We start from the raw sequence: 16,609 nt of genomic DNA, 5'->3' as shown, positions 1-16,609 counted from the left end.
ACCACTACATGAAACTTTCATTAGTGCTTATTTTATATCGTTCAGATAGTTCTATAGCTCAAGAGGCTTCTAAATTCTGTGAAGAAGTCCTTAAAGCTAAAAATATAAAATCAAATAGAATTGAAAGTGATTTTCAAAAAGATGAAATTGAAAAATATCTTTCTAATCCAGAATTGCGACCAAATATTGGCATAGTTCTTGGTGGGGACGGAACCTTCCTAAAATGTGCAAATGCTTTAGCTGATTATGACATTCCTTTATTGAGCATTAATATTGGTGGTAATCTGGGATTCCTTACGCAAGAAAAAGATTTTTTGTTTGACAAATCTTTTATTGAAATCCTTGAGAACGAAGAATATACAATTGACTTTCGTAACAGATTAAATTGTAATGTTTGTATTAACGTGACAAATTCTGAGAAAAAGATAATAAAAAGCTACGATGCCTTAAATGATTTTTATTTTAAATCTGTTGAAGAAGACATTTCCCCTACCAACCAAATACAAATTAAAATAGACAACGAGAAGGTGAATGAATATAAAGGTGATGGATTAATAATATCTACATCTACAGGTTCAACAGCCTACTCAATGGCTGCAGGTGGTCCAATAGTGCATCCTAGTATTGATGCCATGATAATTAACCCTATATGCCCAATGAGCTTGGCAAGTAGACCAATAGTTATACCTAATACAAGTAAGGTAATAATTAAACCTGTAAAAAAAAGTAAAGGGGAAATTAAATTATGGAGAGACGGTTCAAAATGTATGACTATTAAGGAATCTTATTATTGTGAGATCAAAAAAGGGGCATCACCCTGCAAAATAATAAAGTTTAAAAAAAGCACTAATTACTATAAAACCCTCATAAAAAAACTAGATTGGAAAGGTGATTTATCTCAAAAAAATCCAAAAAATTAAATGGCCTTAGAAATAGAAAGAAGATTTCTTATAAAAAATGATAGTTGGAAAGAATTCATAATTAAAAAAACTTATATTGAACAAGGATATTTATCCAACACTCTAGATGGTTGGATTATTAGAGTAAGGGTCTCAAGCAAAGACTCTAAAATTACACTCAAAAAACATATCAAAGGCTTTACCAACTTTGAATTTGAGTACTCCATTCCGCGAAGGGATTCTGAAACAATAATGTCAAATCTTACAAGTATAATTAAAAAAGAAAGATACTTTTTAGAAGTTAATAAAAAATCTTGGATTATAGATTGCTTTAAAGAAAATAATTATCCACTTGAAATTGCAGAAATTGAACTTTCTAATGAAGAAGAAGATTTATTTTTCCCATCTTTCATTTCAAAAGAAATTACTGGGCTGACTCATTACTCCAATTTCAGTCTTGCTAACAATCCTTTTTCAGAGTGGAAAGAAGACTATTTGACAACTTTCAAAATTAACTAGTCAAAGGAGTCGCTCATCATTTATATTTTCTTTATATTCAAGCAAAGTAATTTTTATTTTCTTCAGATGTATGGTCTTTACGACAAAGAAGGAATATTAAGATTTGTTGATTCAGACAAAGATGCTTGTATTGCATATGCTGAACTCTTCGAATTAGGTTCTACAAATTATTGTTTGATGGATTTGGCTAATAGTAAAAAAACAGTAAAGGGTAATACTAAGCTTGATCAGAGTCTGGGAGTGAACAACAATTAAATCCATCCCTACAAATTTTTCCATTGTCCATTGCCCAATTCAAAAGTGCTACTCTGTTTTTAGAACCAGTTTTTGTAAACATATTACTTACATGATTATCAACAGTTCTTTTACTAATGGTTAGTTTTACCGCAATTTCTTGATTTGTAAGCCCATCAGCTACGAGATCAATGATTTCCATCTCTCTTGCTGAGAGACCCATCATGTCAATGTTGTTTACTTCTTCTTCAACCATTTGCATTTAAACAGTTCCTTTTTTATATTAATTAAGTTTAGCAATCTCAGTACACTTGTTAACCAACTAGGAAACAAAAGCAATTGAAATCAAAACTTCAGCAGACTTTAGAAAAAAAATCTAAAGTAATAACGGCAGAGTTAATGCCGCCAAGAGGTGGAGACCCCATAAGATCTCTTAAGATAGCACAACTTTTGAAAGATAAGGTACATGCTGTTAACATTACTGACGGAAGCAGAGCTGTAATGAGAATGTGCAGTTTGGCAATGTCCAAACTATTACTGGAAAATGGAATAGAACCAGTAATGCAAATATCTTGCAGAGATCGTAATAAAATTGCTTTACAATCAGATATTTTGGGAGCAAATGCTTTAGGAATTAGAAACATCTTATGCATCACCGGTGATTCAGTAAAAGCCGGGGATCAACAAAATGCTAAAGCAGTACATGAGTTTGAGTCAGTTAAATTGCTTAAGCAAATTCAGGCTTTCAATAAAGGAATTGATCCTACGCTAGGCGAACTTTCCGATAAAAAAACATTTATTTTCGCAGGTGCCGCAGCTGATCCTAGTTGCAGAAATAAAAAAAGTTTAGAAAATAGAATAAGAAAGAAAAAAGAGGCTGGAGCTGGATTTATACAAACTCAAATGGTTATGGAGAAAAAAAATTTGATAGAATTTTGTGAAAAAATTAGCAATCCTCTTGAAATTCCTGTTATTGCAGGTGTATTCCTATTGAAGTCTTACAAAAACGCTCTATTTATAAACAAATACGTTCCAGGCGCAAGCATTCCTGAAAATATCTTAAATCGTCTTAAAGATGCTAAAGACCCTTTACAGGAAGGTATTAAAATTGCAGCTGAACAAGCTCATGATTTTTTTAATATCTCAAATGGTGTTCATCTAATGGCCGTGAAGGCAGAGCATTTAATTCCTGAGATTATTAAAAAAGCTGATCTTAGTCTGGAATATTAATCAAATCAGTACCTAATAATTCTGCCATAGCTTTCTGCTGAGGCGACGGCTCAGTCAAATCAGATCTTCTTGAATCTGTTATTAACCAATCTAAAGATGCATCTTGCAAATCAAAATGATCTCCATTTTTCCCAACACAATATTTACCAAATACTAACTTATCCATAAGCCGTACACCTTTACCAATTTTTGAATAATCAAAAATAATTGAGTTATCTATAGTTGCCCCCTCGCAAATGCAACAACTAGGTCCAATCATGGAAGGGCCAATAATAGTTGCTCCATCCTCTATCCTAGTCATGCCTCCTATATAAACCGGCCCGGTAATATTAACTTTGTCCCAGTTAGCCGCTACATTCAAACCAGTAAAAACTCCTGGTTTAATTTCCTTACCTGGTATTTGCACTTGTCTTACCTTACCTTGCAATACATTTCTAATAGCACTCCAATAATCAGGAACTTTTCCAATATCTACCCATTCAAAGTCCATTGGTAATGCAAAAAATGGTAAATCCATTTCAACAAGTTTAGGAAAAAGATCAGCTCCAATATCAAATTTCTCAGCTGAAGGTATGTAATTAAAAATTTCGGGTTCGAAAAGATAAATTCCTGTATTTATAGAGTCACTTAAAGCTTGATCAACAGATGGCTTTTCCTGAAAAGCCTTTATCCGCCCATTTTCATCTGAAACTACAACACCATAACTTGATACTTGATCTTTAGTTACCTTCTTTGTTATTAAGCTCGCAATAGCTCCTTTCTGCTTATGTTTTTTAACAGCTTGAGTTAAATCTAAATCAACTAAAGCATCACCACATAAAACAACGAAAGTTTCGTCAAAGAAATTTTGAAAGTCCTGAATTTTTTTTAATCCTCCTGCAGATCCTAAAGCATCACCTATTAATTCCCCATCTTCAATTCTTCCCTCAAAACTATATGCAATTTCTACTCCAAATCTTTGCCCATCCCTAAAATAATTTTCAATTTCTTCAGCAAGATGAGAAACATTTACCATTATTTCCTTAAAGTTATGTTCTCTTAAAAGTTCCAAGAGAAATTCCATAACAGGTTTTTGTAAAATTGGAATCATCGGTTTTGGAATTACATGAGTAATAGGCTGAACACGTGTGCCTTTACCTGCCGCAAGTATCATTGCCTTCATAAATTCAAAACCATTTTCTAAAATTATACGTTATTACTATTAAGCTTCTAAGCAGCCGAGGAAGAGGCATTACTTACCTCAAGATTTTCTATAGGCAACTGAGCTACGCTACCATCAGGTATTATTCTTTTAATTCGAATTGGGCCATATAAGGAATTAATTTGTTTAATTTCAATTTTGTTTTCAGATGATAAAAATAACAAAGCCCAAAAAACACCCAAACGATCTTTATCTAAATCATTTTTTACAACTGTTTGCCATTTCTTAACTAAATATTCAAAATCTATCCATTGTAATGCTTTTTCCCACCCCTCAATAAATTTCCCTAATGCTTTAGTGGTTTCTGGAAGTTTCTCCCGATGTGCTAAAGATTTTACTTGAGAAATTAAAGCCTTATCAGAATATTTTTTATTTATTTTTCTCTTCATGAGCAGAAGATCTTGGGTTTCTATAACTTCTGCTATGGACTCTAACTGACTTACAAGTTCTCCTAATGTTGTTGTACGTTTAAGAATTGGTTGTGCAATTGATCTTCTCCTTAGATATTTTTCAGGATTTTTTGGAATATCAAATTTCTTATCAATCCAATCTTGATCATATAAGTACAATTCTTCTTCAAAATCTGAAGAATTGTCTTTGAAAACATCAGATTCCAAAACCTGAGCCTTTAAATTAACTAGTACGGAAGCCGCAAAAAATGCTTCGCTTGTTTCAGCTAAATCCTTTTGATATGAGCTATGACTATTTGAAGATTGATTAAAAGTATTTGAGTATTGCTCTAAAAAGCTATCAATTACACTTATTACGTCAATATCCCATGGATCAAGTTCACCTTTACCTGCGGCGTCTTGAAGAAACTTAATCAACAACCTAGGGCCTAATTGTTGCTTATCAATAGGATTAAAATAAGATATTTTGAAATAGATAAAAGCTAATCACAAGATATCTTTTAATTTATATAATGCCAAACAATATTGAATTAATTTAAAGAAATTATAGTGTTGGAGCTTTTAGGATTTGACTATTTTTAGTTCCTGAAAAAATATTTGTTTTAACAGCACTTTTAACTGCATTTAAATCTCTATCAACTAAATTATTGATAGATGCAATATAACTTTCAGTCACTAATCTTGGATACAAACCTATTCCAATAATCGGTAAAAGTAAACAAGCGATGATATAAACTTCCCTTGGCTCTGCATCTATAAGTTTTCTTTCTTCAATTAATTTAGGATTTTCTTTACCAAAGAAAATTTCTCTTAACATTGAAAGTAGATAAATAGGAGTAAGTATTACACCGATAGCAGCTAAAGAGGCCATAACTACCCTAAAAGGAAGTGTATACACTTCATCGGTAACGAATCCTGTAAAAACCATTAATTCTGAAACAAATCCACTCATACCAGGTAAAGCCAGGGAAGCCAGAGAGCATGCAGTCCATAGAGCAAACATGATTCTCATTTTTTGTCCTACACCACTCATTTCATCGAGTTTCAGAGTCTTTGTTCTGTCATAGGTAGCACCAACAAGAAAAAATAAACTTGCACCGATTAATCCGTGACTAACCATTTGCAACATAGCCCCACTTGTTCCAAGGCTACTAAAACTCCCTATTCCAATAAGAACGAAACCCATATGACTTATTGAACTGTAGGCAATTTTTCTTTTAAGATTTCTTTGAGCAAAGGAAGTTAACGCAGCATAAATTATATTAACTACCCCTAGAACTATTAATAATGGGGCAAATTGAGCATGCGCAATGGGCAATAATTGTGCATTAAACCTTAAAAGAGCATATCCTCCCATCTTTAATAAAATCCCTGCTAGAAGCATGTGAACAGGAGCTGTAGCCTCTCCATGAGCATCTGGAAGCCATGTGTGAAGAGGTACTATTGGGAGTTTCACTCCAAATGCAATTAATAGCCCCACATAACATAATATTTGGAATTTTTGACCAAAATCTTGAGCTGCCAAGTGAGAAAACTCAAAGTTGGGAATTTCTGTACCATAGAAACCCATTGCTAAAGCTGCTAGAAGAATGAAGATAGAACTGCCAGCTGTATAAATGATGAATTTTGTCGCTGCATATTGTCGATTTTTGCCACCCCATATAGCCAGTAATAAATATACGGGTATCAATTCAAGTTCCCAAGTTAGAAAGAATAAAAGCATATCTTGTACGGCGAAAACAGCGATTTGTCCACCATCCATAACTAATATTAAGAAGAAAAATAACTTTGGTTTGAACTTTACTGGCCATGCAGCAAGAACTGCTAAAGCAGTGATAAAACTAGTTAATAATATTAACGGCATAGACATACCATCAGCACCAACAGACCAAGTAAGACCTAAATCAGGAAGCCAACTAATATTTTCTTGCAGTTGAACATTTTCATTATTAATATCAAAGCCATTTATATATGAACCTACAGTTATTAAAAAAGTTATTAATGCAATAGACAATGCAAACCATCTCACTTCTTTGCCATCCCCTTTATCAGGGAAAAAAGGTATCACAAATGCACTACCAATTGGGAATAAAATTGAGGCAGATAACCAAGGAAAATTAGATAATCCAGCTCCCAAAGTTCCCAAAAGTTGAGTCGCAAAATGTGTAAAAAAATAAGTACTCAATTGAATAAGAAATTTATCTTAAATAAAGTCTAGAAATTTTCTGGATTTTTTCACCCCTATGGACAGTGAAGACACACAATTGTAATTAAGATACTTGAGGAGATTGAAACCCAAATATGGCAACTAGAAGAATTACTCCTCCAAAAACAATGAGAGCATAAAATTGAGCCCTGCCGGTCTCAAAATATTTTAAACCTTCTCCACTACCTAAAGTTACAAGTCCAGTAAGATTTACGACTCCGTCAACAACCTTAGAATCAACTTCTAAAACTTCTTTAGCAAGTTTTCTAGTTCCCTTAACAAAAAGTTTTTCGTTAATATCATCTAGATACCATTTATTAGATAAAAATTGGTTTATATTAGGAAACTTTTCGGCAAATAAAACTGACAAATTAATTTTTTTCACAAAATATGCCTGATAAGCAATAAAGATTCCAGCTGATGCAATAACTACTGAAGCTATTGCTAAAGGCAAAAATTCTTTTAATTCGAAGGCTTTTGCAGCAGTCTCTGCTTCTTCAGGATCTAATAAATTTGCAATTTTACTATCCCATGGAAGTCCCATAAAGCCAATAATTAGAGAGGGCACAGCTAAAAATACCAAGGGAAATGTCATGGACCAGGGCGACTCATGAATAGAGCCATGTTCTTCATGCTCTTCTTCATTTTCTTCATCTAAGTCCGATTTAGAAGCTATTAAAAGCTCTTTTTGCAATTCCTTATTCTCCCCTCTGAAATCTCCTTCAAATGTCAAGAAATAAAGCCTAAACATATAAAAAGCAGTCATTCCAGCTGTTAGAAGTCCTATAAACCAAAAAGCTGGAAATGATATAAATGCATTTCCTAGAATCTCGTCTTTACTCCAAAAACCTGCCAATGGTGGTATTCCACTAATTGCTATACAACCTATTAAAAACGTTGTTGATGTATAGGGCATTTTTTTTCTTAGACCACCCATCAATCTCATATCTTGAGCTAATACAGGCTGATGTCCAACTACTTCTTCCATAGCATGTATTACTGAACCAGATCCCAAAAATAGCATTGCTTTAAAGCAAGCATGAGTAACTAAATGAAAAATTCCTGCTACTGGTGCTCCGCAACCCATTGCGAGCATCATATAACCAAGCTGAGAAACTGTGCTGTATGCTAAACCTTTTTTTAAATCCATTTGGGTCAAAGCTATAGAGGCCCCTAAAAAACAAGTAATGGTCCCAACTAACGCAATAATGAACTGGATAGAGGGAAATAATGAATACAAAGGTTGTAGTCTTGCTACAAGAAATATTCCTGCTGCAACCATTGTTGCAGCATGGATAAGTGCAGAAATAGGTGTCGGGCCTTCCATCGCATCAGGCAACCATACATGAAGAGGAAACTGAGCAGATTTTGCCATTGGCCCTAAAAAGACTAAAAAACATAGTAGTAAAGCAGCCCAAATTGGTATTGAATTGTCAGATATTGACGCAGAAATTCCAGTAGCTATTTCATTAAAGTCAAAACTATTTGTTGCCCAAAATAGACCAAGAATTCCTAGTAATAAGCCAAAGTCTCCCACTCTATTAACAACAAATGCTTTTTGTGCAGCGTGTGCGGCGCCATCTCTGTCGTACCAAAAACCAACTAATAAGTAAGAACACATTCCAACTAATTCCCAAAAAACGTAAATTTCTAATAAATTAGGACTAACTATTAATCCCATCATTGAACTACTAAATAACGCTAAATATGTAAAAAATCTGACATAACCCTTGTCATGCGCCATATAACCATGAGAGTAAATCATGACAAGCAAGGTTATTGTAGTGACTAAAGCAAGCATTACACTCCCCAAAGGATCAAGGATGAAACCCATTGGAATTGTAAAATCCCCAGCGTTGGCCCATACAAATAATTTTTCTACTGATTGATAACCATTCACTTGTTCAATCAGAGCTTTATAACTAATTACCGCAGAAATTCCCACGAAAGAAATCAGACCTAAAGAAACAATTTCTCTTGAATTATTAATTTTCTTATTGATACTTATTAGTCCTAAACCAGAAAGCACCGCTCCAACAAGTGGGAAAACAGGAATCAACCAGGCAATTTCTGAAGCTTGAGGCATTTTTTAAAAAACTTATATCTTGATTTTAAACTGTCAATTGAAAAATTCAGACAAAAATGATGAATTAAATGTTTTAACAGCAATATTTATATACTGATGAGACCACCAAAGTACAACTATTGCAATTAATATACCAAGTTGAGATATCCTAAAAAATTCTTTAATCTTAAATTCTTGCCTTCCTTCAAGTATTGCCATAAAGGGGATTATTGAAGTATTTTTTTTAAACTTTTCAAATTCTTCTCCAAATCTATTTGATAATCTCTTATCCCCATGCCAGATTGCGAAAAGATGATGCAAAATTAAGCCAATAGAAGTTATTAATGTGAATGATGTCCCAATCCATAAAGTATGAGCAAAACACCAAATTATCTGACCAAATGCTTGGGGATGTCTTGTGATTCTCATTATCCCAGTCCCATAAATTCGAACTCTAGGTTTTAGAACCGATGGAATTTCTAGCAAATTGTAAGTAGCGGGATATAAAAATAAAAAACTTATTGCAGTTAAGAACCAAACCATCATAAAAACGAAATTATTACCCTGTAGGTTCCATAATCTGATTCCGTCATATCTATGAGCTAAAAAATAACTAATCAAGATAATTGCAGATGGCAAACTAAAAAAAACAAAACATAACCGCCATAACCTCGGACCCATTATAGATTCCGCTTTGACTCTTAAAGCAGCTCCACCACTATGAATTACCGCAAAAATGAAAATCAAGAGTAAGATTATTAGAGAAGTTTTATGAGTCTCCATATAATTAAATTATTCAAATAATTTTTTTTCTTAACAAGAATGCTTCTAAGTATTAGAATTATAAGTAATTGTAGGCATAATAGATGCCAGAATTACCATTTACACTTGACCAATTAAGAATATTAAAGGCTATAGCAGCTCAAGGAAGTTTTAAAAAAGCTGCAGACCTTTTATATGTAACCCAACCTGCCGTAAGTTTACAAATACAAAATCTAGAAAAACAACTTGAAATCACAATTTTCGACAGAGGAGGTAGGAAGGCTCTTTTGACTGAAGCAGGGAGACTATTGCTTGAATATTGCGAACGAATTTTGAATCAATGCGACGAAGCTTGCAAAGCTATTGAAGATTTAAATAGCCTGAGAGGTGGAACCCTTGTCATTGGAGCAAGCCAAACAACAGGAACCTATTTAATGCCGAGAATGATAGGACTATTTAGACAAAAATACCCTGAAGTATCCGTTCAACTTCAAGTTCATAGTACTAGAAGAACTGGTTGGAGTGTCGCCAATGGACAAATTGACTTAGCCATTATTGGCGGACAATTACCTGGAGATTTAGAAAATTTGCTACAAGTAATTCCATATGCCACAGATGAATTAGCACTAGTTTTACCCTCAAAACACCCACTTTCGATCAAAGAAGGGCTTTTAAAAGAAGACTTATACAAATTAAATTTTGTAACATTAGACTCTCAATCTACAACAAGAAAAGTTGTTGACAAACTACTTAAAGATTCCGGGCTTGATATTCAAAGATTAAAAATTGAGATGGAACTTAACTCTCTTGAAGCAATTAAGAATGCAGTTCAATCAGGTTTAGGAGCTTCTTTTTTGCCTGTGGTTTCTATTGAAAGAGAATTATCGGCTGGAACAATCCACAAAGCATTCGTTGCTGACTTAGAGGTCAAAAGAGAACTTAAATTAATTACTAATCCTTCAAGATATACATCTAAAGCATCAGAAGTCTTCAAGAAAAACATTTTGCCACAATTTGCTAGTTTAGAAAGCCCTTTGAAGCATATATAATTTTGATCAAAACTGAATTGCTTCTTTATTAATACCTACTCCTCCATCTTCGGCTTGTCCATCGCCTTTGATTATAAATTTATTTTCATTTACATCAGTTTGATAAACGCACTTAACTATTGGCTTGTCTCTTATGGATCCAATATAAGCAAAAGTATTCATCCTTTGCTTACATTCTCTTACATCTTCATTACTAATTGCGCCCTGTTTTTGTAAAACTGTCCAATTCTCTCTTCTAATCACACAACCAGGCTGAAGAGCTGGTTGTGTTACAAAACTAGTGGATGGATTCAAAGTTGTATACATTTCAACGTCAATTACAAAAGCACTAGCTCCCCATTGTCTGCAAAATTCAGGGTCTGGAACAGCCATATCTAATTGTTGCTGACTAGCTATGTTTCCCTGTCCACCATCTGTTGTACTTGTAATAGCGCTCCCAATACCAACTCCTAAAATCAGTACTCCAGCAAGCACGGCAATGGTTCCTGTACTGAAGTTGATCTTTTGTTCAGAAGAAGCAGGTAATCTACCATTTCTCTGGCCATACGAATCCATTTCTCTTGAATTTGGAGGGTAATAACTTCTATTTGAGCCTCTCCTTGGCCTTCTATTTGAGGATGATCTATTCACAGCACTTCATTCGTCTTTGGCAACCCCATTGAATAATTCATAACTCTACAATCAGGGTTATAACTAAGCTGACCATTTTGAAGCAGAAATTTGATTAAACCTTCGATTTCTGAACCTATTTTTCGAAGTTCATAATCATCTAAATCATTTCCTGCCCTCTCTTTAATTAACTCATTGAATTTTTCATTTATTTTGTTTAGAGAGTCTTCGTTCCAAATAAATTCGTTATCGGGATCCAAGTCAAGAGTTAATTTGTTTGGATGAAATTGTAATTCCTTATCAACTACTTCAGCAGTAAAAATTCTTACGTGTCTAGTAGTCGATTTTAAAAGCATTTTTTCCATAATTTTGAGAAATAATCAACGAAAAAAACTATTATGTTCTAACTTTAATGTAGCTTATTAGTAAGTGTTAATTTATTTCTTGATTTAATAATGCGTGTTGTAATTGCTGGTGCTGGTTTAGCGGGTCTTTCCTGTGCAAAATATTTAGTTGATAAAGGACACATTCCCATTGTACTGGAAGCGAGAGATGTTCTAGGGGGCAAAGTTGCCGCATGGAAAGATGAAGATGGAGATTGGTATGAAACTGGTTTGCATATATTTTTTGGAGCCTACCCTAATATGTTACAACTTTTCAAGGAATTAGATATTGAAGAAAGACTGCAATGGAAAAGTCATTCAATGATTTTTAATCAGCCATCAGAGCCTGGAACTTATAGTAGATTTGACTTTCCAGATATACCTGCTCCTATAAATGGAGTTTCAGCAATACTTAGAAACAACGATATGCTTTCATGGAACGAAAAAATCCTGTTTGGATTAGGTTTAGTGCCTGCAATGTTGAGAGGCCAAAAGTACCTAGAAAAATGTGATACGAAATCATGGACTGATTGGCTAAAAGAACACAATATCCCAGAAAGAGTTAACGATGAAGTTTTCATAGCAATGAGTAAAGCTTTAAATTTCATTGGGCCGGATGAAATATCATCTACAGTCTTATTAACTGCATTAAACAGATTTTTGCAAGAAAAAAATGGTTCCAAAATGGCATTCCTTGATGGAGCTCCTCCAGAAAGACTTTGCCAACCAATGGTTGATTATATTACTGCTCGTGGCGGAGAAGTTCATATGAACAGTCCATTGAGGCAAATCAATCTTAATGAAGACAGCACTGTTAAAAGCTTTACAATTGCCTCCTTAGATAACAATGAAAAGAAAGAACTAATTGCCGATGCTTATGTAAGTGCAATGCCTGTAGATCTCTTTAAATTAATGATCCCTAAACAATGGAAAGGTTTAGATGCTTTTTCTAAATTAGATGGCTTAAATGGTGTGCCAGTCATTAATATTCATTTGTGGTTTGACAAAAAATTAACAGACATTGACCATCTACTATTTAGCAGATCTCCACTGCTTAGTGTTTATGCAGATATGAGTATTACATGCAAAGAATACGAAGATCCAAATAGATCAATGCTTGAATTAGTTTTCGCACCAGCTAAAGATTGGATAAATAGAAGTGATCAAGACATTGTTGATGCAACTATGGAAGAACTGAAAAAATTATTCCCATCACATTTCATGGGTGACGATAAGACAAAATTAAGAAAATATAAAGTAGTTAAAACTCCAAGATCTGTCTACAAGGCAGTTCCTGGATGCCAAGATTTCAGACCTAGCCAAAAATCTCCCATAAAAAACTTTTTCTTAGCTGGAGATTATACAATGCAAAAATATTTAGCATCTATGGAAGGAGCTGTTTTAAGTGGTAAATTATGCGCGGAATCAATCAATAATGAGAATTCCAAAACCCCTCAAAATGTTTCTTAAGAACATTTACAAAATTCTTAAATACAGCTAAAAATTCTTGAAAAATTCAATTTCTCAACTAGATCAAGCATATGAGATATGCCGAAAAGAAACTCAAGAATGGGCTAAAACCTTTTACTTGGGAACTCTTCTGCTACCACAAGAAAAGAGAAAAGCTATTTGGGCTATCTATGTTTGGTGTAGAAGAACAGATGAAATAATGGATAGCGTAGAAGCCTCAACTAAGTCGCAAGATGAGCTTTCAGACAATCTAGATGAATGGGAAGAAAATACTAAAAATATATTTAAGGGTAATATTAAATCTGAATTAGACTCTGTTCTATCAGATACCATTGAGAAATATCCACAAAGCATTCAACCTTATCTAGACATGATAGATGGCCAGAGAATGGATCTTAATAAATTTAGATATAAAGACTTTAATGAATTAAAACTCTATTGTTATAGAGTCGCAGGTACTGTTGGTTTAATGACTCAGAATGTAATGGGGATTGATAGCGCGTATACATCAGCCCCATGGAGTGCTGTACCTGACCCGTCTGAAGCAGCTATAGCTTTAGGAATAGCGAATCAATTAACAAATATATTAAGGGATGTGGGAGAAGATAGGCACAGAGGAAGAATTTATATCCCGCAAGCGGACATTGAAAAATTTAATTATTCTGAAGAAGAACTCTTACAAGGAAAAATAAACAATCAGTGGAAAGCACTGATGAACTTTCAATTAACAAGAGCTCGCGAATGGTTCCAAAAGTCTGAAGATGGTATTAAGTGGCTATCTTCTGACGCAAGGTGGCCAGTATGGACGTCATTACGTCTTTATAGAGGAATATTAGATTCTATTGAAAGATTAGATTATGATGTTTTTAATAATAGGGCTTTTGTAAAAAATTCAGTAAAAGCTCTAGAGATTCCAATATCTTTTTTAATTTCTCGAATTAAATAACTAAGCAGGTGTCTTTTGATTAGCCAACAAATCTTTTAATTTAGATAGTTCACCAGCCCATCTTGGATCAGGAGCTTCCAAGTTAGGAGCATCACTATGAACAATTTTTTTAAAGTCTTTCCTCTTCTTATTCTTGTTAAATTTTTCGCTATTTCTTTTGTTTGAAGCAGAATCTTTCTTTTCTGATAGCTCTACTCTCAATTTAGAACCATTAAATTCAAAACCATTTAATTTTTGAATTAATAAATTAGCATTGTCTTCATTATTAGTTGTCGCAAAACCAAACCCTCTACATTCTTTCGTTTCCTTGTCTAAAACTGCTTTAAATCTTATGGAATCAGATATTGATTTTAAAAGATTATCAAATTCTTTTGGATTAAATCCTTGTGGTAAGTTGCCAATGTAAATACGAATACTCATAAATTTTTAAAAATAATTTTGAAGTCTGAACTCCTAAACAAAACTAAGCTATGTGTATTTAATCACATTTTGGCGCATTTTGTTCAATCCATAGCTTTGCTTTATAAATAGCTTCATCAAAATTATTCAATCTCTCATATGCAAGCTCCTTTGAAAGATACTGTAAAAGCTCTCCTAATATAGGCCCATCCTCTATTTTCAAATTTTTTTTAATTACATCACCATTAAGTAAATTTGAGGGATGAAATAATTTATCTTCCTTGTTACGCCATCTTTTCATCCAATCAAAGCGCAAATTGTTAGGTAAATAAAAAATAAAAGATGGAAGAAACAGTTCTAATTCTTGATGTAATTTAAATCTATCTAATTCATTTAACTGAGAGATATTTTTGTTATTCACAAAATAGTGCCATTTTCTCAATAACTTAATATTTGAAATTTCAGCTTTACTGCATTGAAGCTTCTCTAAAGATACAATATCCAAAATTTGGGCAATATAAAACAATGGTAAAAATTTCTCTTTTTCTTCTTGATTGAGTTCCGAATAACTAATTTTCTCTAAATCAACAAAAAAAGAATCTTGATATAAATCATCAGAACCAAATATATTAATTTTTTTCAACATCATTACCGCATCACGAGCATTTGCTCCATTTACTATTTTCTGTATTTCATAATTAATCCTCTCTTTAGCAACAAGATATAATTTCTCTTTATTGTTTTTTATAAAAGTAATTAAATTAAAATCAATTTTAAAATTCAATTCTGAAACGAATCGAAAGCATCTTAATATTCGTAAAGGATCATTTAGTAAATTGTTTTCAGAATGAGTTCTAAGCAAAGAAATCTCTAGATCTTTAAGACCATTTAGTGGATCAAACAGACACTTCTTATCAAATAAAAAAGCAATAGAATTAATTGAAAAGTCTCTAGAACATAAATCTCCTTCTATCGTAGCTGAAACCTGATTAGCAATATCAATATCAATATGATCAAGAAAAATTCTTCCTACTTCTCTTTTTTCATCTAAAATTATAAATTTTGATCCAATATTGTCTGCAATCTTTTTACCAATTTCAATTGCATTTAAAGGTACCACAATATCAAAATCTACCTTTTCAATTTCTCTTCCCAAAATAATATCTCTTATGTAACCACCAACCAAATATGATCCTTTAGGTAAAAAACCTAATATTAAATCCAAATTATGAAGTTTTATACTTTTTTCTAATTCATCAATTATTAGTGTATGATCTTTGAGAATGCTACTTTTCATTTTATTTATTAATTATGTGCATTTGCATCAACTGTAAGTGGGTTGATAGATGTATCACATATCATGATGTTGAGAAAAATCATGGTGTTGATCATATTTGTGATCTACCTGATTTTAAAGCAAAAAAACCATTCATTCATGTCAATATAGTTAAAGATAATAATGGTGATTATAAAACTGATTGGGATGTTCAATCTTGTGAAAGTTTTGAAAATGAATTTGGTAAATGGTCAAAGTGTAATCCAGGTATGGAATTACCTGTTTAAAGGTAATAGATGACAAATAAACTCAAACAAAGAGAAAATTACCCTGCATTAGTGATTCATAGCACAGACAATTCTTTTGGCTTTGGGTATAGAAAAAACAATAACCTTGAATCTGATGAATTATTTATCAAAAAATTTGATAATGACCTTTGCAACAACTTAATTAATGATCTGAACAAATTCATTTCCAAAGAAAATTTACAAAAAATAAATAAGTTATCTGTCTGCATAGGGCCAGCAAATTTTAATGCTTCACGACTAATTGTAGTTTTAGCAAGAACTATCTCACAACAAATAAATTGTCCCCTAGACGGTTTTAGTTCATTTGAAATAATTGCAAAAAGAATTGCATCAAAAAATAATATCTTTACAAACAAAAAATCATTCTGGATTTACAAAAAATTAAAACGGAAGGGTTTTATTGTAGGGAAATATGAAATTTGTCATAACGAAAAAAACTCCTCGGATCTAGTCATTCGAGAAACAGTTTTGCCAAAATTTGTCAAAGAACTTGAGAGTAAAAAACTTTCTTTTGAGGCTACTTATGATGATAAAGAAGATTTAAAAGAACTATTAGATTTATCAAATAAAAATTTATTAAATTCAAATGTAAATTCTTGGAGAAAAGTTTTGCCTCTTTACCCTATTTCTCCAATTAACTAAA

18 protein-coding genes are annotated in these 16,609 nt (G+C 32.8%); 8 read left to right on the top strand and 10 right to left on the bottom strand.

Features of this window, described 5'->3' with window-relative positions; genetic code table 11:
• The first annotated feature begins 8 nt into the window (after positions 1-8).
• Complete coding sequence (locus tag HA149_RS00845; RefSeq protein WP_209112171.1) at positions 9-920, top strand: NAD(+) kinase; 912 nt, start codon at positions 9-11, stop codon at positions 918-920.
• On the top strand, positions 921-1,418 hold the full coding sequence (locus HA149_RS00840; protein ID WP_209112169.1) for a CYTH domain-containing protein: 498 nt from the start codon (positions 921-923) through the stop codon (positions 1,416-1,418).
• A 217-nt stretch (positions 1,419-1,635) separates the two neighbouring features.
• Here HA149_RS00840 and HA149_RS00835 read toward each other — a convergent pair whose 3' ends face one another.
• Complete coding sequence (locus tag HA149_RS00835) at positions 1,636-1,914, bottom strand: helix-turn-helix domain-containing protein (protein ID WP_209112167.1); 279 nt, start codon at positions 1,912-1,914, stop codon at positions 1,636-1,638.
• A 77-nt stretch (positions 1,915-1,991) separates the two neighbouring features.
• On the opposite strand from HA149_RS00835, the gene HA149_RS00830 reads away from it, so the two are divergent.
• Positions 1,992-2,882 carry a methylenetetrahydrofolate reductase gene (locus tag HA149_RS00830; RefSeq protein WP_209112165.1) on the top strand — a complete coding sequence of 297 codons (891 nt, stop codon included), beginning with the start codon at positions 1,992-1,994 and terminating at the stop codon, positions 2,880-2,882.
• Here HA149_RS00830 and HA149_RS00825 read toward each other — a convergent pair.
• From HA149_RS00825 to HA149_RS00805, 5 genes are all read right to left on the bottom strand, one after another.
• The gene (locus HA149_RS00825; protein WP_209112163.1) at positions 2,866-4,044 is read right to left on the bottom strand and encodes a nucleotidyltransferase family protein; all 1,179 of its coding nucleotides are present in this window, start codon (positions 4,042-4,044) and stop codon (positions 2,866-2,868) included. The genes HA149_RS00830 and HA149_RS00825 overlap by 17 nt on opposite strands.
• 47 nt (positions 4,045-4,091) lie before the next feature.
• Positions 4,092-4,913 (bottom strand): segregation/condensation protein A, encoded by an 822-nt coding sequence (locus HA149_RS00820; protein ID WP_209112161.1) that lies wholly within the window; start codon positions 4,911-4,913, stop codon positions 4,092-4,094.
• Between the two features lie 124 nt (positions 4,914-5,037).
• Positions 5,038-6,678: an NAD(P)H-quinone oxidoreductase subunit 4 gene (locus tag HA149_RS00815; protein WP_209112159.1), complete on the bottom strand. Its 1,641-nt coding sequence runs from the start codon at positions 6,676-6,678 to the stop codon at positions 5,038-5,040.
• A gap of 85 nt (positions 6,679-6,763) precedes the next feature.
• Positions 6,764-8,785, bottom strand: a complete 2,022-nt coding sequence (locus HA149_RS00810) for an NAD(P)H-quinone oxidoreductase subunit 5 (RefSeq protein WP_209112157.1) — start codon at positions 8,783-8,785, stop codon at positions 6,764-6,766.
• Positions 8,786-8,818: 33 nt separating this feature from the next.
• Positions 8,819-9,547, bottom strand: coding sequence for an NnrU family protein (locus HA149_RS00805; RefSeq protein ID WP_209112155.1), 729 nt, complete (start codon positions 9,545-9,547; stop codon positions 8,819-8,821).
• An 83-nt stretch (positions 9,548-9,630) separates the two neighbouring features.
• Here HA149_RS00805 and HA149_RS00800 point away from each other — a divergent pair, with 83 nt between their 5' ends.
• On the top strand, positions 9,631-10,575 hold the full coding sequence (locus HA149_RS00800; RefSeq protein ID WP_209112153.1) for a LysR family transcriptional regulator: 945 nt from the start codon (positions 9,631-9,633) through the stop codon (positions 10,573-10,575).
• A 6-nt stretch (positions 10,576-10,581) separates the two neighbouring features.
• Here HA149_RS00800 and HA149_RS00795 read toward each other — a convergent pair whose 3' ends face one another.
• Together HA149_RS00795 and ndhM are read right to left on the bottom strand one after the other, a co-directional pair.
• Positions 10,582-11,205: a DUF3172 domain-containing protein gene (locus HA149_RS00795; protein WP_209112150.1), complete on the bottom strand. Its 624-nt coding sequence runs from the start codon at positions 11,203-11,205 to the stop codon at positions 10,582-10,584.
• A complete protein-coding gene (gene ndhM / locus HA149_RS00790) occupies positions 11,202-11,549 on the bottom strand; it encodes an NAD(P)H-quinone oxidoreductase subunit M (RefSeq protein ID WP_209112147.1) in 348 nt (115 codons plus the stop codon). The genes HA149_RS00795 and ndhM overlap by 4 nt, the downstream gene beginning before the upstream one ends.
• 90 nt (positions 11,550-11,639) lie before the next feature.
• Here ndhM and pds point away from each other — a divergent pair, with 90 nt between their 5' ends.
• On the top strand, positions 11,640-13,037 hold the full coding sequence (gene pds, locus HA149_RS00785) for a 15-cis-phytoene desaturase (protein WP_209112144.1): 1,398 nt from the start codon (positions 11,640-11,642) through the stop codon (positions 13,035-13,037).
• A gap of 37 nt (positions 13,038-13,074) precedes the next feature.
• Positions 13,075-13,983: a phytoene synthase gene (locus tag HA149_RS00780; protein WP_209112142.1), complete on the top strand. Its 909-nt coding sequence runs from the start codon at positions 13,075-13,077 to the stop codon at positions 13,981-13,983.
• On the opposite strand, the gene HA149_RS00775 is transcribed toward HA149_RS00780, so the two are convergent.
• Positions 13,984-14,403, bottom strand: a complete 420-nt coding sequence (locus HA149_RS00775; RefSeq protein WP_209112140.1) for an RNA recognition motif domain-containing protein — start codon at positions 14,401-14,403, stop codon at positions 13,984-13,986. It abuts the gene before it with no gap.
• Positions 14,404-14,461: 58 nt separating this feature from the next.
• Positions 14,462-15,679 (bottom strand): CCA tRNA nucleotidyltransferase, encoded by a 1,218-nt coding sequence (locus HA149_RS00770; protein ID WP_209112138.1) that lies wholly within the window; start codon positions 15,677-15,679, stop codon positions 14,462-14,464.
• 14 nt (positions 15,680-15,693) lie between these two features.
• Between HA149_RS00770 and HA149_RS00765 the strand changes: the two genes are divergently transcribed.
• Positions 15,694-15,945 (top strand): Ycf34 family protein, encoded by a 252-nt coding sequence (locus HA149_RS00765; RefSeq protein ID WP_209112136.1) that lies wholly within the window; start codon positions 15,694-15,696, stop codon positions 15,943-15,945.
• Between the two features lie 9 nt (positions 15,946-15,954).
• Entirely contained in the window at positions 15,955-16,608 is a 654-nt protein-coding gene (locus HA149_RS00760) for a molecular chaperone (RefSeq protein WP_209112134.1), read from the top strand.
• The last annotated feature ends 1 nt before the right edge of the window (position 16,609 follow it).

Origin of the sequence: Prochlorococcus marinus XMU1406 (assembly GCF_017696055.1) — a bacterium.
In the GTDB taxonomy this organism is placed as follows: domain Bacteria; phylum Cyanobacteriota; class Cyanobacteriia; order PCC-6307; family Cyanobiaceae; genus Prochlorococcus_A; species Prochlorococcus_A marinus_W.
Note: the sequence above shows the minus strand (reverse complement) of the source record. Positions and strands in the feature narration are given on the sequence as shown.

Bases quoted from the DNA above. Each gene is read 5' to 3' on its own strand.
- ndhM (WP_209112147.1), bottom strand. From the start codon at position 11,549: ATGGAAAAAATGCTTTTAAAATCGACTACTAGACACGTAAGAATTTTT.
- HA149_RS00775 (WP_209112140.1), bottom strand. From the start codon at position 14,403: ATGAGTATTCGTATTTACATTGGCAACTTACCACAAGGATTTAATCCA.
- HA149_RS00805 (WP_209112155.1), bottom strand. From the start codon at position 9,547: ATGGAGACTCATAAAACTTCTCTAATAATCTTACTCTTGATTTTCATT.
- pds (WP_209112144.1), top strand. From the start codon at position 11,640: ATGCGTGTTGTAATTGCTGGTGCTGGTTTAGCGGGTCTTTCCTGTGCA.
- HA149_RS00810 (WP_209112157.1), bottom strand. From the start codon at position 8,785: ATGCCTCAAGCTTCAGAAATTGCCTGGTTGATTCCTGTTTTCCCACTT.
- HA149_RS00760 (WP_209112134.1), top strand. From the start codon at position 15,955: ATGACAAATAAACTCAAACAAAGAGAAAATTACCCTGCATTAGTGATT.
- HA149_RS00800 (WP_209112153.1), top strand. From the start codon at position 9,631: ATGCCAGAATTACCATTTACACTTGACCAATTAAGAATATTAAAGGCT.
- HA149_RS00770 (WP_209112138.1), bottom strand. From the start codon at position 15,679: ATGAAAAGTAGCATTCTCAAAGATCATACACTAATAATTGATGAATTA.
- HA149_RS00845 (WP_209112171.1), top strand. From the start codon at position 9: ATGAAACTTTCATTAGTGCTTATTTTATATCGTTCAGATAGTTCTATA.
- HA149_RS00840 (WP_209112169.1), top strand. From the start codon at position 921: ATGGCCTTAGAAATAGAAAGAAGATTTCTTATAAAAAATGATAGTTGG.
- HA149_RS00825 (WP_209112163.1), bottom strand. From the start codon at position 4,044: ATGAAGGCAATGATACTTGCGGCAGGTAAAGGCACACGTGTTCAGCCT.
- HA149_RS00835 (WP_209112167.1), bottom strand. From the start codon at position 1,914: ATGCAAATGGTTGAAGAAGAAGTAAACAACATTGACATGATGGGTCTC.
- HA149_RS00765 (WP_209112136.1), top strand. From the start codon at position 15,694: ATGTGCATTTGCATCAACTGTAAGTGGGTTGATAGATGTATCACATAT.